Here is a 20389-nt window from a genome sequence, read left to right on the forward strand (position 1 = left end):
AGGGACGATCGCCACCGCCATGACGCGCAGACAGCTCTCGCTCTCACTCCTCGTCGCGCTGTTCGCCGTCGTGGCCCTTGCGGTGTCCACTTCGCACGGGCAGGCGGTTGATCGCATCGACACGGGCGCTGGGACGGGGACCGCCGGGTTCGGCGGCGACGGCGGCCCGGCGACGACCGCGCTGCTCAACACGCCGTCGGACGTGTCCCCACAGGCCGACGGCGACTTCTTCATCGCGGACACGGCGAACGACCGCATCCGCCGGGTGTCCGCGGCCGGCGCGATCGCCACGGTGCCGGGCCCGTCCGCGGAGCTGACCCTCAACGCTCCGCGCGGCGTGGCCGCCCTCTCCGACGGGGGCTTCCTCATCGCCGATACCGGCAACAACCTCGTGCGCCTGGTCAGCGCGGCCGGCACCGTGACGAACGTGGCCGGCACCGGGACGGCCGGCTTCTCCGGCGACCGGGGCGCGGCCACCGAGGCGCTGCTCAACGCCCCGCAGGGCGTCGCGGCGCTGCCGGACGGCTCCATCCTCATCGCCGACACCGGCAACAACCGCATCCGCCGGGTGAGCGACGGCGTCATCACGACCGTCGCGGGGACCGGCCCGGCGGCGTTCAACGGCGACGGCGCGCCGGCGACGCGCGTCGCGCTCAACGCGCCGGCGCGCGTCGCGCCGCTGGCGGGCGGAGGCTTCCTGATCGCCGACACCGGCAACGACCGCATCCGCCGCGTCGACACGGCGGGCAACATCTCCACGATCGCCGGGACCGGCACCGCGGGCTTCGCCGGCGACGGCGGCCCCGCGACCGCCGCTCAGCTCGACGCGCCCCAGGGGATCGCCGTGCGCGCCGACGGCTCGCTCGTCGTCGCGGACACGGCCAACGACCGCGTCCGCGCCATCGCGGCCGACGGCACCATCCGCACGATCGCGGGAACGGGCGCCGCGGGCTTCTCCGGCGACGGCGGCCCCGCCTCCGCGGCCCGGCTCGCCGGCCCGCGCGCGGTCGCGCAGGGCACGGGACGCCTGCTCGTCGCCGACACCGCCAACCACCGCATCCGCGCGATCACGACCGTCGCCCCGCAGCCCGACTCCGGGGTGCCCGCGACGCTGCCCCAGCCCGCCGAGCAGCCGCCGCCCGGCGTCGCGCCGCCGACCATCGGGGCCAACGCGGTCGTCGCGCCGGTCGCCGGCAAGGTGCGGGTGCGACTGGCCGGCCATCGCGGCTTCGTCGCGCTGACCGGGGCGGAGAACGTCGGGCTCGGCTCCGAGCTCGACGCGACGAAGGGCGCCGTCGCGGTGTTCTTCATCACCACGAAGCAGGGCCGCGCGGCGAGCGCCATCGCCTCCGGCGGCCGGTTCCTGCTCCTCCAGCCCGACGTCCTGGACCGCAACCAGCGTCCGGGCCTGCTGTCGCTGAGCGCCAGGCTCACCGGCTGTCCGAGGCGCGCCGCGACCCGTGTCCACCTCCTGCGCAGCGCGACGGCAAGGGCGGCGCGCAAGGGCTCTCCGCGGCGGCGGGTCCGCGTGCACGCCCGCGGACGGATCCGGACGAAGGGCCGCTACGGCTCGGCGATCGTGCGCGGCACCCAGTGGACGATCCAGGACCAGTGCCCGCCCATCCGCCCCGCCGGCACGAAGTTCGTCGTGACCGAGGGCATCGTGTCCGTCCGCGACTTCGTCAAGCACCGCAGCGTGCTCGTGCGCGCCGGCCGGCGCTACCTCGCCCGCGCCCGCGTGCGCTGAGCGCGGTGGGCGGCTCGCTACGTGAACAGCCCGCGCGCCCGGTGCTCGAGCGCCGCCGGGTCGACCAGCGTCGTCCGGCCCCGCCCCAGCTCGACCGAACCGTGGTCCTGCTCCTCGCGCAGGACGCGGTTGACCGTCGCGCGCGACGTGCCCGCCATCGACGCGAGCTCCTCCTGGGTGAGCGGGACGACCGCGCCCGCCTCGACCGGGCCGTACGCCGCGACCGCGTCGAGCAGCCGGCGCCTCACGCGTGTGTCGGCCGGCAGGTAGAGCGCCTCGACGAGCTCCTCCGAGAGCTGGCGCACCCGAGCGGCGAGCACGCCGATCAGCAGCGAGTCGGTCTCCGGCCGCTGCGCGCGCAGGCGCTTGAACTCGATCTCGTGGATCGACAGCGTCTCGCCGTCCTCGAGCGCCGCGACCGTCGCGCTGCGCGGCGCGCCGGGCGTGAGCAGCGCGAGCTCGCCGAACGCCGAGCCCGGCCCGACCACGTTGAGCGTCGCGACGTCGCCGAACTCGGTGACGATCCGCACGGCGAAGCGGCCGGAGCGGACCAGGTGCATCGTGTCGGCCGGGTCGCCGGCGTGGAAGACGACCTCGCCCGCCGCGAAGCGGCGCCGGCGCGCGCGCTGCAGCAGCTCGCCGACCTCTCGGGGCGCCTCCTCCAGCAGCCACGCGAACTCGCCACCCGCCATCGCTCGATCGAACCTACCGGGCCGTCCGCCGCCCCGCTACGGGGTGAACTTGACCGTCAGCACGTCGCCGTCGGCCATGACGTAGTCGCGGCCCTCCAGGCGCAGGACGCCGCGGTCGCGCGCGCCCGCATAGCCGCCGGCCTCGACCAGCGCCTCCCAGCCGATCACCTCGGCCCGCACGAAGCCCTTCTGGATGTCCGTGTGGATCTCGCCCGCCGCATGCCAGGCGGTGAGCCCGTCGCGCAGGTGCCACGACTGCGCGGGCTTGTCCTCGCCGGCCGTGAAGAACGCGATCAGGTGCAGCAGCGCGAACGCGCCGCCGACGACGCGGTCCAGCCCCGACTCGCTGATGCCGAGGTCGGCGCGCATGGCGGCGGCGTCCTCGTCGTCGAGCTCCGACAGCTCGGCCTCCAGCCGCGACGAGACCGGGACGGCGACCGCACCCTGGGCCTCGGCGTGCGCCGCGATCTCCGGCGGCACCGAGTCGTCGCCTTCGTCGACGTTCGCCACGAACAGCACCGGCTTGGCGGTCAGCGACCCGAGGTCGCGCTGCGCGTTCGGCGCCTCGTCGGGCGGCGGCACCGTGCGCGCCGGCCGGCCCTCCTGCAGCCCCGCGATCAGCTCCCGCAGCCACGCCTCCTCGGCGATCGCGCCCCGGTCGCCGCCCCGAGCGGCCCGCACGACGCGGTCGTAGCGCCGCTCGGCCTGCTCGAGATCGGCCATGACGAGCTCGGTCTCGATGATCTCGATGTCGCGCAGCGGATCGACCTCGCCGTCCGGATGGATGACGTTCGGGTCGCGGTGCGCGCGCACGACGTGGACGATCGCGTCGGTCTCCCGGATGTTCGCGAGGAACTTGTTGCCGAGCCCCTCGCCCTTGTGCGCGCCCGCGACGAGGCCGGCGATGTCGTGGAAGTCGATCGTGTCGTAGACGACGTTCGAGGCGCCGACCGTCTCCGCCACCCGGTCGAGCCGCTCGTCGCGCACCGGCACGACGGCGACGTTCGGCTCGATCGTCGTGAACGGGTAGTTCGCCGCTTCGGCGCCCGCCCGCGTGAGGGCGTTGAAGAGCGAGGACTTGCCCGCGTTGGGCATGCCGACGATGCCGACCCTCATCGCGCGAGGCTCCCCATAGCCGTGCCGAGCAGCGCGCCCGCCGCGATGTCGGACGGGTAGTGGACCCCGAGGTAGACCCGGGACCAGCCCATGACCGCCGCGGCCGCCAGCAGCGGGCCGCGCGGCAGCAGGCCGCCATACACGCGAGCTGCGGCGAACGACGACGAGGCGTGCGCGCTCGGGAACGAGAGCTCCGTCGGCGTGGCGATGAGCGCGGGCAGGTCCTCCAGTGCCGGGCGCCGGCGCCGGACGACGCCCTTGATCGCCGTGTTGAGCAGGTACGTCGCGCCGACGACGAGCGCGCCGCGCCACCAGCGGGCGCGGCGCGGGCGGTCGACCAGCGCGCCGGCCGCGCCGATGGCGAGCCAGACGCCGGCGTGCTCGCCCGAGCGCGAGAACGCCCGGATCGCCGGCGTCAGAGCGGGCACGTGGCCCGTCGAGCGCACGAGGCGGTACAGGCGCAGGTCGGCGAGCGCGACGCGGCGGCCGAGCGGCCCCGCGGCCAGGCGGCGGCGCAGCGACCGGCGGGCTCCGTGGTCCATGGGGGCGGCGGGGGCGGACATCGCGACCGGCCACGATAGGTGAGACTGCCGCGCATGCGCGTCGCGCTCATCGCCAACCGGGCCTCCGGGACCGGGACGGATGCGGAGGACATCGCCGCCCGGCTGCGCGCCGGCGGAGCCGAGGTCACGCCGTTCGACCTCGGCGACGTCGCCTCCGCGACGCGCGTGGATCCGGAGCGGCTCGTCGTCGCCGGCGGCGACGGGTCGGTCGGCATCGTGGCCGAGCTCGCCTCGCGCACCGGAGCGCCGATGGCGGTCGTGCCGACCGGCACGGCCAACGACTTCGCCCGCGAGCTCGACCTGCCGTCCGACCTCGACGGCGCGTGCGCGCTCGCGGCCAGGCCGGACGCGCGGACGGTGACGCTGCAGCTCGCGCGGGCCGGAGAGCGCCCGTTCGTCAACGCCGCGGCCTGCGGCCTCTCGGTCGTCGCCGCCCGCCGCGCGAAGCCGCTGAAACCGAAGCTCGGGGCGCTCGCGTATGCGCTGGGCGCATTGCGCGCCGGCCTCACCGGCCGGCCCATCGCCGTGCGGGTCGAGGACGCGAGCGGGCGGACCGTGTTCGACGGGCGCGCGTGGCAGGCGATCGTCGGCGCGACCGGGGCGTTCGGCGGAGGCAGCGGCATCGAGGAAGCCGACCCGCGCGACCGGCTGCTCGACCTCGTCGTGGTGACCGCGAGATCGCGCATCGCCCTCGTGCGCCGCGCGTTCGGCCTGCGCACCGGGCGCATCGCCCGTCAGCCCGGCGTCGTCCACGCCCGATCCACCGAGCTGCGGGTGCTCGCCCCACCGGGGACGCGCTGGAACGTCGACGGCGAGATCGGCGAGTTGAACCCATCCCTGTTCGCCAACCGCGGCGAGGACTACGCCGTCGTGGTGCCGTGAACTGGCGCCCCCACGCAGCCTGGGCCGCGGGCCTGACCGTGGCCGCCGGCACGTGGTACGCCATGGGCTCGCTCGCCCACCGCCGCGAGCAGCGCCACGGCTACGAGCTGCGCGGCGAGGAGATCGAGGTCGGCTCCCCCGACTTCCTGCGCGCGGCGGAGGCCCTCACGAGCGCGCCGATCTCCGGGGGCAACGACCTCGAGGTGCTCATCAACGGCGACCGCATCTTCCCGGTCTTCCTCGACACGATCCGCGAGGCGCGCCGGACCGTGAACCTCGAGACCTACGTCTACTGGCGCGGCGACATCGCCGGCGAGGTCGCCGAGTGCCTGTGCGAGAAGGCGAAGGAGGGGGTCGAGGTCAACGTCGTCCTCGACGCGATCGGCGCGGCGAAGATGGAGGACGGGCTGGTCGACGAGATGCGCGACTCCGGGGTCTGCGTCGCGCTGTTCCGGCCGCCGCGCCCCTACGCGCTGCAGCGCCTGAACAACCGCACGCATCGCAAGCTGCTCGTCGTCGACGGCGCGGTCGGGATGATCGGCGGCGTCGGGATCGCGGAGGAGTGGACCGGCGACGCCCAGGACCCCGACCACTGGCGCGACACGCACGTCCGGGTCCGCGGGCCGGTCGTGCGGGGGCTGCAGGGAGCGTTCGCGGAGAACTGGCTCGAGGCGACCGGCGACGTCCTCGTGGGCGACGCCTACCTGCCCGACCTCGAGCCCCGGGAGGACGGCGGGCCGATGCAGCTCGTGCGCTCGCGCGCGACCGTCGGCGACACGAACGTCGAGGCGCTCTACTTCCTCGCGATCGCCTGCGCGCGACAGACGCTCGACCTCACGGCGGCGTACTTCGCCCCGCGCCCGGCGTTCGTCGACGCGCTGTGCGACGCGGCGGGCGAGCGCGGCGTGCGCACGCGGATCCTCGTCCCCGGCCCGCACATCGACAAGCAGTTGGTGCGCATCGCCGGCCGGGTCGAGTACGACCGCCTGCTCGACGCCGGCGTCGAGCTCTACGAGTACGGCCCGACGATGCTGCACGCCAAGACGCTGTGCATCGACGGCGTCTGGGCGTCGATCGGCTCCGTGAACTTCGACAACCGCTCGTTCCAGTCCAACGACGAGGCGACGCTGTGCGTGCAGTCCGAGCGCGTCGCGGAGCAGCTGACCGAGGCGTTCGAGGCGGACCTGCAGGTCTCCGAGCGGCTGCGGCCGGGCCGCTGGGCAGACCGGCCGCTGCGTCAGCGCGCGACCGAGCGCGCGACGAAGCTCATCCGGCGCGAGCTGTAGGGACCGCGCCGCCCGTCCGGCGCCGCGCGACGTGGAACGCGGCCTCCCGGTCTAACGGCCGAAGCCGACCCGGTGCTCGTCGTTCTCGGTCCGCACCCAGAGGACGTGCGCGAGGTTCAGGCGCACGCTGCCGTCGGCGGTCTTCAGGTCGTGCCAACCCTCGCCGCCGAGCGCGGAGAGCAGCGCGTCGAGGTCGGACTGCTCGACGCGCAGCCCAAGGGGCGGGCTGGCCTGGAAGCCGATGGATGCCTGGACCATGGTCAATGCTCCTTCGCGGGCTGGACGATCTCGGTGAGGACCCCGCCCGACCAGGCGGGGTGCAGGAAGGCGACGCGCGAGCCGCGGATGCCCACCCGGGGCTGCTCATCGATGAGGCGGGCGCCTGCCGCCTTCAGCGCGGCGAGCGTCTGCTCGACGTCGGTGGTCTGGTAGGCCACGTGGTGCAGGCCGGGCCCGTTCCTGGCGAGGAACTTGCCGACCGGCGTGTCGGCGCCCAGCGGGCTCAGCAGCTCGACGTGGTTCGAGCCGACGTCGAGCAGCACGGCCTCGACGCCCTGGGAGTCGACGGTCTCGCGGTGCACCAGCGCCAGGCCGAGGTCGCGCTCGTAGAGGGCAATGGCGGCGTCGAGATCCTCGACGGCCACGCCGATGTGGTCGATGCGGGCGAACATGCGCGGCGCAGTCTAGGGGTGGCCCGGCGATCCGCCCTACGCGACGAGCTCGAGCCGGTCGCTCGGCCAGATCCCGCGCCCGGCCTTCGCGCACGGCCGCCCGTCGACCTCCACCACGTCGGCCGTGAAGTCGTCCCGGCCGCGGATGAGCGACGAGCCGACGCCGTAGGCGTCCACCGGGACCCCGTCGGCCTCGAAGCGGCGGATGCGCTCGGCGTCGAACCCGCCCGAGACGACGATCCGGACGTGCTCGTGACCGTGTTCGTCGAGCGCCGCGCGGACCTTCTCGACGAGCAGGGCCTGCACGCCGCGCAGGTCGGTGCCCTCGAGCGCGCGGTCCACGAGCGTCTCGCTCGTGTCCAGCCGCACGCCCCACAGCTCGGGCCCCAGCGCGTCGGCGACCGCGAGCGCGGTCCCCACGGAGTCGTTCTCGAAGTCCACGAGCACCGTGATGTTCATCTCCTTCGCGAAGCGCCCGGCGAAGGCCCGCGCCGCCGCCACCGTGTCGCCGCCGAACGCCGCGATGAGCCCATGCGGCACCGTGCCCACCCCCCGCCCGCCCCACCACGACGCCTGCGCGTCGGTCGACACGCCGATCGCCCCGGCGACGTGCGCCGCCCAGCCGTCGCCGGTCTGCACGAGCCAGTGGTCGTGGCGGGCGGGGAAGTAGAGGATCTCCTTGCCGCGCGCGGCGTCGACGACCTCGGCCACGTTGCGCATGATCAGCGAGCGCCGGGCCAGGCAGCCGAGGTACACCGTCTCCAGGTGGGCGAACAGCGCGTAGTCGCCCCGGATCGTCATGACGGGCTCGCGCGGCGCGATCGGGTCGCCCTCGTGGAGCGCCTGCACCTCGAGCCGGTCCCAGCCCGCGATCCACTCGCCGCCGGTCCCGCGCTCGCCCGAGCACTCGCGCAGGATCGCGATCGCCTCGTCGATGCCGCCGAGGATCGAGTCGCGCTTCTGGAAGACCTGCATGAGGACCGGCGGATGGCGCCCCTCGGCCTCGAGCAGGTCCTTGGTCAGGTTGAAGTACTGGTCGGAGTAGTAGCCCTCCCGGATGCGGACGATCGGCAGCCGGAAGACGGCGGAGGAGAGGCGCTGGCGGGGCACGGCCCGGGGGTCTACCCCAACATCCGGACCGTCACGTCGCGGAAGAACTGCGCGGCGTGGCCGAGGTCGCGGACGTCGATGCGCTCGTCCGCCGAGTGGATCAGCGGCGCGGTCTCCATCACGGTCATGTGGCGGTGCGGGAAGAAGCCGTAGGCGACGACGCCGGGAAACGCGGCGCGAAACGAGCGCGAGTCGCTGAAGCCCGTCAGGATCGTCGGGACGACCGTCGTCTCCGGGTCGTGCTCGCCGACCCACTCGCGGATGGCGTCCATGAGCGGCGACTCGACGGGCGACTCGTTGCCGGCCACCTGCTCGGTCCACTCGAGTCGATAGCCGTCCCGGGTGGACGGGGTGGGTGGGCCAAGGATCTCGACCACGCGGCGCTCGGCCAGGTCGCGGCCGTGGCCCGGCGGGACGCGGCAGTCGACGCCGACGGTCGCGACCGCCGGGATGACGTTGACCTTCTCCGACGCCCAGATCCGCGTGGGCGCGAGCGTGACGCCGAGCATCGGCTCGACGAGCAGGGCGAGGCCGGGATCGCGGCGCTGCAGCTCCTCGAGGGCCGCGGCCGGATCGGATGCGTCGAAGCCGAGGCCCTCGAGCAGCCCGCGCGGCCCGTCGGTGAGATCGAAGGCCGGCTGGCGGTCGCGCATGCGCTCGAGGATCGGCGCCATCTTCAGCAGCGCGTTGTCGCCGATCTTCGGCATGGATGCGTGGCCGGCGACGCCGTCCGTGCTGACGCGGAAGCGGAACACGCCCTTCTCGGCGACGCAGACGCCGATGTGGCGGCGGCCGTCGAAGGGGATGATCGAGCCGGCGCCCTCGTTGAGCAGGAAGTCGCAGCGGACCTTGTCAGGGTGCTCGGAGCAGATCCACTGCGCGCCGTCCGCGCCCCCGGTCTCCTCGTCGACGAGCACGACGATGAGCAGCTCGCCCGCCGCGGGCCGCCAGCCCTCACGCGCCAGGGAGATGCCGGCGGCGACCTCGGCGGCCGTCTGGCTCTTCATGTCGATCGCGCCGCGGCCCCACAGGCAGCCGTCGGCGATGTCGCCCGACCACGGGTCGTGCTGCCAGTGCTCGGGCGATGCGTAGACGGTGTCGACGTGCGAGAGCAGGCACAGCGTCGGCCCGTCCACCGCGCCGCGCAGGCGGGCGATCAGGTTCGGCCGCTCGGGCGTGCGGCCCAGCAGCTCGACCTCGAATCCGGCCTCGCTGAGCAGGGCGGCGAGGTGCTCCTGGGCGGCCAACTCGTTGCCGGGCGGGTTGACCGTGTCGAAGCGCAGAAGGCGCTGGAGCAGGTCGGTCGTCGCGCCCTGGAGGTCGGCCATCGGCGGATCCTAGACGGGGGCGCCGAGCGCCCACAGCACGATGCCGGCCACGAACCCGGTGAGCAGCACCTCGATCGGCCTGCGGCCGAGCAGCAGCGCTCCGGCGGCGAGGCCGAGCAGCACCCACTGCCACGCGTGGTCGACGCCGTCGAGCAGGACGACCGCAGCCCCGAGGATCGCCCCGACCGCGGCCGGCCCGGCGCCGTCGAGGAACGCGCGCGCCGGCACGCTGGCCCGCAGCGCGGCGAAGCGCGGCGCGAGCAGGAGGACGAGGACGAACGACGGGGCGAACGCGATCGCCGAGGCCAGCAGCGCCCCGGGGAGGCCGTCCGCCGCCCACCCGACCACCGCGACCGTGTGCGTCACCGGGCCGGGCGTGATCTGGCCGAACGCGACCGCGTTGAGGAACTCGGCATGGGTCATCCAGCCGCGCGCGTCGACCGCGTCGGCCTGCATGAGCGGGATGATCACGAAGCCGCCGCCGAAGCTCAGGGCGCCCACCTTCAGCGCGGTCCAGGCGAGCGGGGCGAGCTGCGCGGCGGCGGCGAAGAGGACCGGCCAGGCGTGGACGGCGGGGTTCGACGATCCGATGCGGGGCGGCGCACGCCGGATCGCCAGCTCCACGAGCCCGCAGGCCAGCAGGGCGAGCAGGACGCCCAGGCCGGCGAAGATCGCGGCGGCGACCCCCACCGCCATGTAGGCCACGGCCCGGACCATCCGCCAGCCGGCGTGGCGGGCGAGGCTGCTGCGGGCCAGCGCGACGCCCGCGTCGGCGATGACCGGGACGACCGTGGCCCCCGCCCCCGCGCCCGCGGCGAGCAGCCACTCCGGCGCGCCGCCCGCGAGCGCGGTGCCGGCGAGCACGAGGATGATCAGCAGCCCCGGCAGGATGAACGCGAGGCCGCCGACGAGCGCACCGGGGACGCCCGCGACCCGGTGCGCGCAGTAGATCGACAGCTGCGTCGAGGCCGGGCCGGGCAGCAGGCCGCACGCGGCGTTGGCATCCTCGAACTCGGTCGCGTCGATCCATCCGCGCCGCTCGACGCACAGCTCGCGCAGCAGCGCGACGTGCGCGGGCGGGCCGCCGAAGCCGATCGTGCCGATCCGGCCCCATTCGCGCGCGACGGTTGCGAGTGCCACGGCCATGAGCGCCGGGATGTTCCTGCAACCCGGCGCCCGCGTGTTGCGCGGCCTTGAACCCTCAGTCGGCGTCGAGCGCCTCGGCGGCCTCCCGCCGGCGCGCGAACAGCGCCGCGAGGAGGACGCTCACCTCGAAGAGGAGGACGAGCGGCGCCATCTCGATCAGCATCGTCACCGGGTCGGTGCCCGGCAGCGCCATGGCCACCGCGGCGCAGGCGACGATCGCGTACCGGCGGTGGCGCCGCAGCTGCACGACGCTCACCACGCCAAGGCGGGTCAGGGCGAGGATGCCGACGGGAATCTGGAAGACGATGCCGGTCGCCAGCAGCGTCATCGCGACGAACTTGTAGTAGTCGCGCGCCTGGACGAGGACGTTGAACTCGTCCGTGTTGAAGTTCTGCAGGAAGCGGATCGCCGCGGGCAGGACGAGCACGTAGCCGAAGGCGACGCCGGCCGCGAACAGCGCCGGGACCATCGCCAGCAGCGGGATCGCCGCGCGCCGCTCGCGCGGGGAGATCGCCGGCACGACGAACGCGTAGAGCTGGTAGAGGATCAGCGGCAGCGACAGGATCAGCGCGAACATGCCGGAGACCATCAGCGTCATCGAGAAGGGCTCGCCGATGCCGAGGGTGACCGGCTTGTTGCCATCGACGTGGGTCGGCAGGCTCGCGATGGTCCGGTCGAGTTGGGCGACGCGCGCCTGCATCGCCGCCCGGCCGGCGTCCGACAGCCCGGAGCCGGGGGCGGCCAGGGCCGCCGCCGTCGCCCGGTCGGCGCGGGCGACGGCGAGCACGGAACGCTGTGTCGTCGCGATCTCGCCGAGCGGTCCCTCGCCCTTGGCGATGTGCTTCTGCGTCTGGGTGTCGAGCGGGCGGTTGACGATGTGCAGGAGCGCGTCGTTCTGCCAGAGGCAGATCCCGAAGGCGGCGGTGAGCGCCGCCAGGCACACGATCAGCCGGGAGCGCAGCTCGTCGAGGTGCCCGACGACGCTCAGCGTCGCGTCGTGGGCGACGGGACGGCGCAGGGCGTTCGTGGCCATGGCGGCGCCGACCCTCAGACCGTCTCGCGAGTGCGGGCTGCACCCTCGAGAGCGGGATCGTCATCGTGGTCGCGGCCGGAGACGGAGTCCTTGAACTCACGCAGCCCGCGGCCGACCGAACGGCCGACGTCGGGCAGCTTCTTGGGGCCGAGGATGAGCAGCGCGATCACGAGGACGATCACGAGCTCCATGGGTCCGATGTTGGGCATGGCGGTGCTCCCTTTCGGAGACGAGGGTGGTCGCGAGGGGTCAGCCGGTGATGAAGCCGGTGCCCTTGACCGCGGCCAGGACCTGCTTCATGGACAGCGGCTTGTCGAACGGCCCGTTCGGCGTGATGCCGTTCGCGCCGGCCAGCTGGTTGGTGTTGAGGATCGTCGCGATCGCCGCCGCGTGACGCGCCTCGATCGTCAGGATCGACGCGGCGGCGCCAAGGTACGCGGGGTTCTTGATGCGCCCGGCCTGCCCGAGGTACGCACCGACGCCGGTGTTCTCCAGCGTGAACGCCGTCTTGGTGAACGTCGCCTCGTCGGTGACGGCGCTGCCGAAGTCGAACTTGGGCTTGGCCACGGCCTTGGAGCCGAGCGCCTTCTTCAGCGCCGCGACGTGGGCGGCCTCGTCGGCGGCGACCAGCGCCGTGAACGCGCCGAGCGGGCCGCTGGTGAAGTTCGGCTTGGCCTGGGCGTAGAACTCGGCCTCGAGGTACTCCAGCGTCAGCGCGTAGTTGAGGATGGCGACGTCGCGCTTGTCGGACTTCTTCGCGGAGGCCACGACGGGAAGGCCACCCATGACCGCGCCCGCGCCGGCGAGACCGGCGGCGCCGATGCCCGCTCGGCGCAGGAACGCGCCGCGGGTATGGGAGTCGAGCCGGTCGCCGGTCTCGGCGACCGCGCCATCCGCATCGAACTGCTCGAGATCGATCATCGTGTTCTGCGAGCTCATGGGTCCACCTTCACTGTTGGGGTCCAGGGCCCTAGCGCGATGCTCTGCGGAACAGATCATCGGCATGGCGCCCCGCCGCTCGGGCGCTGCCGCCATGTCCGCAGCCATACTGGGCGATGCATGGAGGATCAGCTCTTCCCCACCGCCGACGAGCCGCCGCCGTCGGCGCGCCCGCTGCAGCCGGCCACGGACCCCGCCGCCCCGCTGCCCGCGCGGATGCGCCCCACGTCGCTCGGCGAGGTCGTCGGCCAGGGACATCTCCTCGGCGAGGGCTCGGCCCTGCGCCGCGCCATCGAGGAGGGCCGGCCGCATTCGATGCTGCTCTACGGGCCGCCGGGCAGCGGCAAGACCACGCTCGCCCGCATCGTCGCGACGAGCGCGAACGCCGCGTTCGAGGAGCTCAGCGCCGTCCAGGTCGGCCGGCCCGAGATCCGCGGCGTCATCGAGCGCGCGGCGCACCGCCGCCGGTCCGGCCAGCGCACGGTCTTCTTCCTCGACGAGATCCACCGCTTCAACAAGGCCCAGCAGGACGCCCTGCTGCCGGCGGTCGAGGAGGGCCTCGTGACGCTGATCGGCGCGACGACGGAGAACCCGTACTTCGAGGTGAACTCGGCGCTGCTGAGCCGGATGCAGGTCTACGAGCTGCAGCCGCTGTCGGCGGACGACGTGGCGGTCCTGCTGCGGCGGACGGGCGCGGAGATCGACGACGAGGCGCTCGACTTCCTGGCCGAGCGGTCGGGCGGGGACGCACGCACGGCGCTCGGCGCCCTCGAGCTCGCGGTCGAGACCGCGGGGCGCGTGACGCTCGCCGCCGCGGAGGACGCGTCGCAGCGCCGGGCGATCCGCTATGACCGCGCCGGCGATCAGCACTACGACCTCGCCTCGGCGTGGATCAAGGCCACACGCGGGTCGGATCCCGACGCGTCGCTCTACTACCTGGCGGTGATGCTCGAGGGCGGCGAGGACGCGCGGTTCATCGTGCGGCGGATGGTCATCTTCGCCTCCGAGGACGTCGGCAACGCGGACCCGCAGGCGCTCGTCATGGCGGTGGCCGCGGCGCAGGCCGTGGAGCACGTCGGGATGCCCGAGGCGCACTACGCCCTCGCGCAGGCGGCGATCTACCTGGCCCTGGCGCCGAAGTCCAACGCCGAGGGCCGCGCGCTGCACGCCGCGCGCGCCCAGGTCCGCGAGCACGGCGCGGCCCCGCCGCCGCCGTATCTGCGTTCACCTCCCGGTCCGGACGGCCGCGGCTACGACTATCCGCACGACAACCCGGGCCACCTCACGCGGCAGAACCTGATGCCTCCGGGGCTGGAGGGGCTGCGGTTCTATGCGCCGGACGAGCACGAGGACGAGATGGCGCGGCGGCTGGACGAGATCGAGCGCGGCCGCGGGCGGCGCGGGGAGTGATGGCGCCCGCCCCCGGCGTCGCCGCGCTCGTCGCGTCGAGCGCGCAGGTCCAGCCGCTCTGGGCCGCGCTGCGGCTCCCGGACCGCGCCCGCTACCTGCGCCGCGCGGCCCAGGCGGTCATCGACGAGCTCGACGAGCTGGCGGGCGTGCTCGGCGCGGAGGGCGGGCGCGAGCGGGCGGAGGTCATCGCGCTCGAGCTGCTGCCGTCGATCGACGCGCTGCGCTGGCTGGCCGAGGGCGGCGTGCGGGCGCTGCGCGAGCGGCGGCTCGCCGTGCCGCGCGCGACGAGCCCGGTCACGCGCGCCCGCCGCACCTACGAGCCGCTGGGCGTCGTCGCGATCGTCGGGGCCGGGGACGCGCCCTTCGCCCAGCCGCTGTGGCAGATCGGCGCCGCGCTGCTGGCCGGCAACGGCGTCGTGCTCAAGCCGTCGCCGCGGGCGCGGGTCGCCGGCGCCCGGATCGCGCGGCTCTTCGCCCGCGCCGGCCTGCCGGAGGGCCTGCTCGCCCTCGCGCCGGGCGGCGACGAGGTCGGCCGCGGGCTCGTCGCGACGCCGGGCATCGCGAAGGTCGCGTTCACCGGGACCCGCTCCGCCGGGCAGGAGGTCGCGCTGGGGGCCGCGCGTGCCGGCGTGGCCGTCGCCCTGGAGACGGCGGGCGTCGGCGCGGCGCTCGTACTCGCCGATGCCGGGATCCCCCGGGCCGCGCGCGGCGTGGTCAACGCGGCGTTCGCCGCCGCCGGCCGGACGCGCGGAGCGCTGCGCCGCGCCTTCGTGGCCGATGCCGTCCACGACGCGTGGCTCGAGGCGGTCGGCGAGGCGGCGCGCGCGCTCCCGCCGGTCGCCGATCCCGGGAGCGTGCCCCGGCTCGTCGACGAGGCGCTCGCGGCGGGCGCCCGCCTCGTGGCCGGGGGACCCGAACCCGGCGCCGGCGGCGACGGCGCGCCGGCCGCGTGGCGCCCCGCGGTGCTCGCCGGCGTGACCGGCGACATGCGCGTCGCCCGGGACCCCTCCGACGGCCCGCTGCTCGCGGTCACGCGCGTGGCCTCCACCGACGAGGCGATCGCCGCCGTCCAGGAGCTGCCCGCGGGCCCCGGCACCTCGGTGTGGACGGCCGACCGCTACGAGGGCGAACGGATCGCGCGAGCGCTGCACACCGGCGCGACGTGGCTCAACGACCACCGCGTCGTCCCTGCCCTCCCGGCCGCGCCGTGGGGCGGCGCCGGCGGCGAGGACGCCCTGCGCGCCTTCGCCGACCCGCGCGTGATGACGTGGGAGCCGCCGGCCGGCAGCGCCCTGTGGTGGGGCCCGTACGACGCGACCCTCGAACGCGCCGGCCGCGCGGTGGCCGAGCTGCGGTCGGTGCGCGACCGCGATCGCGAGCGGGCGCTGCGCCATGGCCCGCTGCCGCTCGCGAAGGTCGTCGCGCGCGCGCTCAGGCGGTGATCAGGCCGCCCGCGCGGCGGGCACCAGCCGCAGCCGCGGCGGCAGCAGCGGCACGACCAGGCGCTTGACGTACTCCGCGCCCCCGCGGACGGCCAGGCCGCGCAGCGGGTCCCAGCGCAGCCCGTACATGGCGCGCACCCGCCCGGGCAGCAGCCCGATCGTGATCTGGTTGGCGAGCTCGAGCAGCGGCCGGGCGCGCAGCGGCACCGGCGGGCGCAGCACGATCCGGATCGCGAGCTCGCGCGCCTCGTCGCCGACGAAGAGGTCCCCGCCGCCGACCATGTCGCGCCAGTACGCCTCGAGCTCCTCGATCGTGTCCGGCATCTCGGCGTCGGCCAGGCCGAAGAGCGAGCCGATCACCCGGTAGTCCGTCCAGTACGCGTTGCGCTCGTCGCGCGACAGCGACGAGACGTAGCGCTCGTAGACCACGAGCGCCGAGTTCGCCAGCGCCGCGAGGATCCACAGCAGCAGCTCCGGGTCGTCGGCGCGGTACGGCGTACCGGCCGGGAAGCGCCCCGCCGGCTCGCGCAGCTCCCCGCTCACGCGCCCGTGCATCGCCCGGACGACCCGCGTCGCGCGCTCGGCATCGGCGGCCTCGCCGAACGCGATCGTGTCGAGCACCTGCGCGGTGCGCGAGAGCCGCTCGTACGGCTCGTCGAGGGCGCCCGTGTGGGCGAAGAACCCGGCGAACGCCACCGGGTGGGCGGCCTGCAGCAGCAGGGCGCGCGGGCCGCTGAGCGCCACGACCGACTCGCGATGGACGCGGCGCAGCATGGAGTCGTCGGTGAACATCGAGGCCATCAACCCGAGGGTACGTACCGGGCCGCGCGCTTGGACGTCCGCCGCCCGACCTCAGTCCTTCTTGATGAAGCTGATCTGCCCGTTGGACTCCAGGACGGCGTAGCGGACCTCCTCGAGCGAGGCGATGGAGCTCAGGCGCGCCTCGGCCTCGACCTCCTCGACGGTCATCCGCTGCTTGCGCAGGCTGCGCTCGATCACGTGGCCGTCGGACACGATCAGGATCGGCTCGCCCTCGAGCAGGGGCCGCAGGCGCCGGAACCGGAAGCTCAGGTACGCCGTGCCGACGACGAGGAGCGCGAGCGTGACGATGACCGTGGCCGTCCCCGTCAGCGAGTAGTCGCTCTGGGTCACGCCCTGCTGGACGAGATCGCCGATGACGACGAGGAGGATGAGGTCGAACGGCTCCATCGAGCTCAGCTCGCGCCGGCCCACCGCCCGCGTGACGACGAAGATGATCAGGAAGACGACGACGGTGCGCAGGACGAGATCCATGGCTCAGGGCAGCACGGTGATCCGGCGGTCGATGCGGGCGACGGGCGTGACGGCGTCCTGGAGCTCGACGCCGTAGTCGCGCCGGCCGGGGTTCGTCGGGTCGACCTGGGACTGGACCCAGACGACGAGCCGGTCGCCGGCGCGCAGGCGGCCGTAGCTGAGGACGACCCGCCCGTCCTGGGACTCCTCGCTCGTCGGCTGGGGCTCGATGTTGCTGATCTGCATCCCCTCGAACCAGCCCTCGCGCAGCACGAGCCGGGCGTGGTCGATGGTGCGCAGCGCGCGCACCTCGATCCGCGACTGGAACAGGATCCCGCCGCGCACGGTCTTCGGCGCCGAGAGGCTCAACCGGGCTCCGCCGGTGGTGGCCTCGGAGTCGGTGGGCCGCTGGCCGAAGACGTTGAGCAGGGCGAGCAGCACGACCACGCCGAACAGCGCGAGGACGGCGCGCCGGGTCCACAGCCCGATCGTGTTGGCCCGCTCGTCGCCGGCGCTCTGCGGTTGGAAGGTGTCGGCCATGCTCAGCGCCTCCCCGCGCTGTCCGTCGTCGGACGGCCCCTACCCGCGCAGGCGGCCTGAGTACCCTGAGGAGGGATGCCTGCCGCCGCCTATGCCGGAAAGCCGTGTGTCTGCCAGTTCCGTCGCGGCACGTGCGACCAGACCTGCGTGCGCGACATGCTCGACACCCCGTTCTACGTCGCGTGCCTGAAGCTGCGGAACCGCCGCTGCCTCGTCGTCGGGGGCGGCGAGATCGGCCTCGAGAAGGTCGAGGGGCTCCTGGCCTGCGACGGCGACGTGACCGTCATCGCCCCGGAGATCGGCCCCGAGCTCGAGCGGCTCGCCGACGAGGGCTCGATCGCGTGGGAGCGGCGCGAGTACGCCGGCGCGCAGGACCTCGACGGCGTCTTCATGGTCATTGCCGCGACCGACGACACCGACGTCAACATCCGCATCTACGACGACGCCGAGGAGCGGGCGATGCTCGTCAACGTCGTCGACGTGCCGCCGCTGTGCAACTTCATCCTGCCGGCGATCGTCCGCACCGGCCCGCTGGCCATCGCGATCTCCACCGCCGGGGCGTCGCCCGCGCTGGCCAAGCGCATGAAGCGCCAGATCGCCGAGCAGTACGGCGAGCCCTACGCCCGGCTGGCGGTCATGCTCAACGACGCCCGCGGCTGGGCGAAGGCGACGCTCCCGACCTACCAGGACCGCAAGGAGTTCTTCGAGGGCATCGTCAACGGCGAGCCCGACCCGATCGAGCTGCTGCGCGACGGCGACGATCAGGCGGTGCTCGACCTCATCCGCTCCGCACAGCTCGCGGCGGCCTGATCCCAGCCCCCGCCGCCCGCCGCCGTGGCCGACCAGCTCACGCACCTCGACGAACGCGGGCAGGCCCGCATGGTCGACGTGGGCGCCAAGGACGTCACGCAGCGGCGCGCGGTCGCCCGCGCGCTCGTGCGCATGACCCCGGCGACGGCCGCCGCGATCGCCGCCGGCAACGCGCCGAAGGGCGACGTCCTCGCCACCGCGCGGATCGCCGGCATCCAGGCGGCCAAGCGGACGAGCGAGCTGATCCCGCTCTGCCACCCGCTGCCGCTCGACAAGGTCACCGTCGACGCCGAGGTCGACGCCGCCGCGGGCGTGGTCACGATCACGGCCGAGGCTCGCGTGACCGCCCGCACGGGGGTCGAGATGGAGGCGCTCACCGCCGCGAGCGTCGCCGCGCTCACCGTCTACGACATGGTCAAGGGCATCGAGCGCGGCGTCGAGATCTCCTCGGTCGCGCTGCTCGAGAAAACCGGCGGCAAGTCGGACTACGCGCGCGGGTCCTAAGGAAACGCGGCGCAGGCAGGCGCGACGCGCACCGGCATGGGCCCGCGCCCGCTCGTTAACCTCCCGCGCGCCATGCGCTGCGCCGTCCTCACCGTCTCGACCAGCGTCGCCCGCCAGAAGCGGGACGACACGAGCGGCGAGCTGCTCGCCCGCCGCGCCGAGGAGGCGGGCGCCGACGTCGCCGCGATGGAGGTCGTGCCCGACGACTTCAGCCTCATCGAGGACCGGCTGTTCCACTACGTCGACGAGGGATACGAGCTCGTCTTCACCACGGGCGGGACCGGGCTCACCCCGGACGACGTCACGCCCGAGGCGACGCGCCACGTCATCGACCGCGAGGTGCCGGGCCTGGCCGAGGCGATGCGCGCCGAGTCGCTGCGCAACACCCCGATGGGGGCGCTGTCGCGCGGCCTGGCCGGCGTCGCCGCGGGGACCCTGATCGTCAACTTCCCCGGCAGCCCGAAGGCGATCGACGAGGTCTTCGGCGTGGTCGCCCCCGTGCTCGCGCACGCGGTCGCCACGATCCGCGGTGACCACCGCCATTGAGCTCGACGGCGTCGGGCGCTCCTACGGCGAGCGAGCGGCGCTCGCCGGCGTCTCGCTGACGCTGGAGGCCGGCCGCACGCTCGTGATCTTCGGGCCCAACGGCGCGGGCAAGTCGACGCTGCTGCGCGTCCTCGCGACGCTGCTGCGCCCGACCGCCGGCACGGTGCGCGTCCTCGGCGAGCCGCTGCCCGACCAGGCGTGGGCGGTGCGCGGCCGGATCGGCCTGCTCGGCCACGACCCGCTGCTGTACCGCCAGCTCAGCGCCCGCGAGAACCTGCGCTACCACGCGCGCCTGCACTCGGTGCCCGAGACGCGGGTGGCCGAGATGCTGGACGCGATCGGCCTCGCCCGCCGCGCCGACGAGCCGGTCGCGCTGCTGTCGCGCGGCATGGTGCAGCGGGTCGCCGTCGCCCGCGCGGTCCTCCACGACCCCGACCTGCTGCTGCTCGACGAGCCGCGGGCGAATCTCGATCCGGCCGCCGCGGAGCTGCTCGAGCCGCTCCTGCGCGGGACGAGCGAGGGCCGCGGCGGGCGGGCGCGCACCCGCGTCATCACGAGCCACGATCCCGCCGGCGGGCTGGCCGAGGCCGACGTCGCGCTCGGCCTGCGCGGCGGCCGTGCCGCGCTCGTCGCCGCGGCCGCCGACGTCACCACCGCGCAGATCGGGGCGCTGTACCGGTGAGGGTCGCGCTCGCCGTCCTGCGCAAGGAGCTGCGCCTGGAGCTGCGCACGCTCGAGTCGATCCCCGGCATGGCGCTGTTCTCGGTCACGACGTTCGTCGTGTTCCACTTTGCCCTGCATCGCGGGCAGGTCGAGGGCGACCTGGCCGCCGGCATCCTCGTCGTGACGCTGCTGTTCGCCGGGATGCTCGGCCTGAACCGCCTCTACGTCGCCGACGAGGAGCAGGGCGGCTTCGACGGCTTCCTGCTCGCTCCGGTCGACCGCACCTGGCTGTTCGTCGCCAAGGCGCTCGCGCTGCTCGCCTACCTCGTCGTGCTCGAGATCGTCGCCGTCCCCGCGTTCGCGCTGCTGCTGCTCGGCCCCGGGATCGACCAGGCGCTGCCCGAGCTCGTCGGCGTCCTGCTGCTGGCCGACATCGGCTTCGCGATCATCGCCGCGCTGGTCGGCGCGCTCGCCGTGCGCACCCGAGCGCGGGACCTCGTGGGCCCCCTGATCGCGCTGCCGCTGCTCGTCCCGGTGGTCATCGGCACGGCCCGCGCGCTCGAGCCGCTGCTGCTCGAAGGTGGCGCGGAGCCGGTCCCCGCCCGCTGGCTGTTGATCCTCGGCCTGTACGATCTGATCTTCGGACTGCTTGCGATAGCGGTCTTCGATCCGTTGCTGGAGGACTGAAG

24 protein-coding genes are annotated in these 20389 nt (G+C 74.4%); 10 read left to right on the top strand and 14 right to left on the bottom strand.

What is annotated here, in order from left to right:
* The first annotated feature begins 19 nt into the window (after positions 1–19).
* The gene (locus DSM104329_RS28310) at positions 20–1747 is read left to right on the top strand and encodes an NHL domain-containing protein (protein ID WP_259313225.1); all 1728 of its coding nucleotides are present in this window, start codon (positions 20–22) and stop codon (positions 1745–1747) included.
* Between the two features lie 17 nt (positions 1748–1764).
* Here DSM104329_RS28310 and DSM104329_RS28315 read toward each other — a convergent pair whose 3' ends face one another.
* The 3 genes from DSM104329_RS28315 to DSM104329_RS28325 are packed head-to-tail and all read right to left on the bottom strand — an operon-like array spanning position 1765 to position 4118.
* Positions 1765–2439, bottom strand: coding sequence for a Crp/Fnr family transcriptional regulator (locus DSM104329_RS28315; protein ID WP_259313226.1), 675 nt, complete (start codon positions 2437–2439; stop codon positions 1765–1767).
* Positions 2440–2475: 36 nt separating this feature from the next.
* On the bottom strand, positions 2476–3555 hold the full coding sequence (ychF, locus tag DSM104329_RS28320; RefSeq protein ID WP_259313227.1) for a redox-regulated ATPase YchF: 1080 nt from the start codon (positions 3553–3555) through the stop codon (positions 2476–2478).
* Positions 3552–4118: a phosphatase PAP2 family protein gene (locus DSM104329_RS28325; RefSeq protein WP_259313228.1), complete on the bottom strand. Its 567-nt coding sequence runs from the start codon at positions 4116–4118 to the stop codon at positions 3552–3554. Before DSM104329_RS28325 ends, ychF begins: the two co-directional genes overlap by 4 nt.
* Before the next feature lie 33 nt (positions 4119–4151).
* On the opposite strand from DSM104329_RS28325, the gene DSM104329_RS28330 reads away from it, so the two are divergent.
* Entirely contained in the window at positions 4152–5000 is an 849-nt protein-coding gene (locus DSM104329_RS28330) for a diacylglycerol/lipid kinase family protein (RefSeq protein ID WP_259313229.1), read from the top strand.
* The gene (locus DSM104329_RS28335; RefSeq protein ID WP_259313230.1) at positions 4997–6286 is read left to right on the top strand and encodes a phospholipase D-like domain-containing protein; all 1290 of its coding nucleotides are present in this window, start codon (positions 4997–4999) and stop codon (positions 6284–6286) included. The genes DSM104329_RS28330 and DSM104329_RS28335 overlap by 4 nt, the downstream gene beginning before the upstream one ends.
* Before the next feature lie 51 nt (positions 6287–6337).
* Here the strand turns inward: DSM104329_RS28335 and DSM104329_RS28340 are convergent, their stop codons facing one another.
* Genes DSM104329_RS28340 through DSM104329_RS28375 form a run of 8 tightly spaced genes read right to left on the bottom strand, consistent with a single transcriptional unit; the run spans position 6338 to position 12609 of the window.
* Complete coding sequence (locus DSM104329_RS28340) at positions 6338–6544, bottom strand: hypothetical protein (protein WP_259313231.1); 207 nt, start codon at positions 6542–6544, stop codon at positions 6338–6340.
* 2 nt (positions 6545–6546) lie between these two features.
* A complete protein-coding gene (gene mce / locus DSM104329_RS28345) occupies positions 6547–6957 on the bottom strand; it encodes a methylmalonyl-CoA epimerase (RefSeq protein WP_259313232.1) in 411 nt (136 codons plus the stop codon).
* A gap of 36 nt (positions 6958–6993) precedes the next feature.
* Entirely contained in the window at positions 6994–8067 is a 1074-nt protein-coding gene (locus DSM104329_RS28350; RefSeq protein WP_259313233.1) for a nicotinate phosphoribosyltransferase, read from the bottom strand.
* An 11-nt stretch (positions 8068–8078) separates the two neighbouring features.
* Positions 8079–9395 (bottom strand): M20/M25/M40 family metallo-hydrolase, encoded by a 1317-nt coding sequence (locus DSM104329_RS28355; RefSeq protein WP_259313234.1) that lies wholly within the window; start codon positions 9393–9395, stop codon positions 8079–8081.
* Positions 9396–9404: 9 nt separating this feature from the next.
* Entirely contained in the window at positions 9405–10541 is a 1137-nt protein-coding gene (chrA, locus tag DSM104329_RS28360) for a chromate efflux transporter (RefSeq protein ID WP_259313235.1), read from the bottom strand.
* Positions 10542–10596: 55 nt separating this feature from the next.
* A complete protein-coding gene (tatC, locus tag DSM104329_RS28365) occupies positions 10597–11574 on the bottom strand; it encodes a twin-arginine translocase subunit TatC (RefSeq protein WP_259313236.1) in 978 nt (325 codons plus the stop codon).
* A gap of 14 nt (positions 11575–11588) precedes the next feature.
* Positions 11589–11783 (bottom strand): Sec-independent protein translocase subunit TatA/TatB, encoded by a 195-nt coding sequence (locus DSM104329_RS28370; RefSeq protein ID WP_259313237.1) that lies wholly within the window; start codon positions 11781–11783, stop codon positions 11589–11591.
* A gap of 40 nt (positions 11784–11823) precedes the next feature.
* Positions 11824–12609: a ferritin-like domain-containing protein gene (locus tag DSM104329_RS28375; RefSeq protein WP_259313238.1), complete on the bottom strand. Its 786-nt coding sequence runs from the start codon at positions 12607–12609 to the stop codon at positions 11824–11826.
* Positions 12610–12633: 24 nt separating this feature from the next.
* Here DSM104329_RS28375 and DSM104329_RS28380 point away from each other — a divergent pair, with 24 nt between their 5' ends.
* On the top strand, positions 12634–13923 hold the full coding sequence (locus DSM104329_RS28380; RefSeq protein WP_259313239.1) for a replication-associated recombination protein A: 1290 nt from the start codon (positions 12634–12636) through the stop codon (positions 13921–13923).
* Positions 13923–15365, top strand: coding sequence for an aldehyde dehydrogenase family protein (locus DSM104329_RS28385; protein ID WP_259313240.1), 1443 nt, complete (start codon positions 13923–13925; stop codon positions 15363–15365). The genes DSM104329_RS28380 and DSM104329_RS28385 overlap by 1 nt, the downstream gene beginning before the upstream one ends.
* On the opposite strand, the gene DSM104329_RS28390 is transcribed toward DSM104329_RS28385, so the two are convergent.
* Genes DSM104329_RS28390 through DSM104329_RS28400 form a run of 3 tightly spaced genes read right to left on the bottom strand, consistent with a single transcriptional unit; the run spans position 15366 to position 17177 of the window.
* On the bottom strand, positions 15366–16166 hold the full coding sequence (locus tag DSM104329_RS28390; protein ID WP_259313241.1) for an oxygenase MpaB family protein: 801 nt from the start codon (positions 16164–16166) through the stop codon (positions 15366–15368).
* A 51-nt stretch (positions 16167–16217) separates the two neighbouring features.
* On the bottom strand, positions 16218–16658 hold the full coding sequence (locus DSM104329_RS28395; RefSeq protein WP_259313242.1) for a DUF421 domain-containing protein: 441 nt from the start codon (positions 16656–16658) through the stop codon (positions 16218–16220).
* Between the two features lie 3 nt (positions 16659–16661).
* The gene (locus DSM104329_RS28400) at positions 16662–17177 is read right to left on the bottom strand and encodes a hypothetical protein (protein ID WP_259313243.1); all 516 of its coding nucleotides are present in this window, start codon (positions 17175–17177) and stop codon (positions 16662–16664) included.
* A 75-nt stretch (positions 17178–17252) separates the two neighbouring features.
* On the opposite strand from DSM104329_RS28400, the gene DSM104329_RS28405 reads away from it, so the two are divergent.
* From DSM104329_RS28405 to DSM104329_RS28425, 5 genes are all read left to right on the top strand, one after another.
* A complete protein-coding gene (locus DSM104329_RS28405) occupies positions 17253–17987 on the top strand; it encodes a precorrin-2 dehydrogenase/sirohydrochlorin ferrochelatase family protein (RefSeq protein WP_259313244.1) in 735 nt (244 codons plus the stop codon).
* Between the two features lie 24 nt (positions 17988–18011).
* The gene (gene moaC, locus DSM104329_RS28410) at positions 18012–18491 is read left to right on the top strand and encodes a cyclic pyranopterin monophosphate synthase MoaC (protein WP_259313245.1); all 480 of its coding nucleotides are present in this window, start codon (positions 18012–18014) and stop codon (positions 18489–18491) included.
* 72 nt (positions 18492–18563) lie between these two features.
* Positions 18564–19037: a MogA/MoaB family molybdenum cofactor biosynthesis protein gene (locus tag DSM104329_RS28415; RefSeq protein ID WP_259313246.1), complete on the top strand. Its 474-nt coding sequence runs from the start codon at positions 18564–18566 to the stop codon at positions 19035–19037.
* Positions 19021–19719, top strand: a complete 699-nt coding sequence (gene ccmA / locus DSM104329_RS28420; RefSeq protein ID WP_259313247.1) for a heme ABC exporter ATP-binding protein CcmA — start codon at positions 19021–19023, stop codon at positions 19717–19719. Before DSM104329_RS28415 ends, ccmA begins: the two co-directional genes overlap by 17 nt.
* The gene (locus tag DSM104329_RS28425) at positions 19716–20387 is read left to right on the top strand and encodes a heme exporter protein CcmB (protein WP_259313248.1); all 672 of its coding nucleotides are present in this window, start codon (positions 19716–19718) and stop codon (positions 20385–20387) included. The genes ccmA and DSM104329_RS28425 overlap by 4 nt, the downstream gene beginning before the upstream one ends.
* The last annotated feature ends 2 nt before the right edge of the window (positions 20388–20389 follow it).

It is taken from the genome of Capillimicrobium parvum (assembly GCF_021172045.1).
Taxonomy (GTDB): domain Bacteria; phylum Actinomycetota; class Thermoleophilia; order Solirubrobacterales; family Solirubrobacteraceae; genus Capillimicrobium; species Capillimicrobium parvum.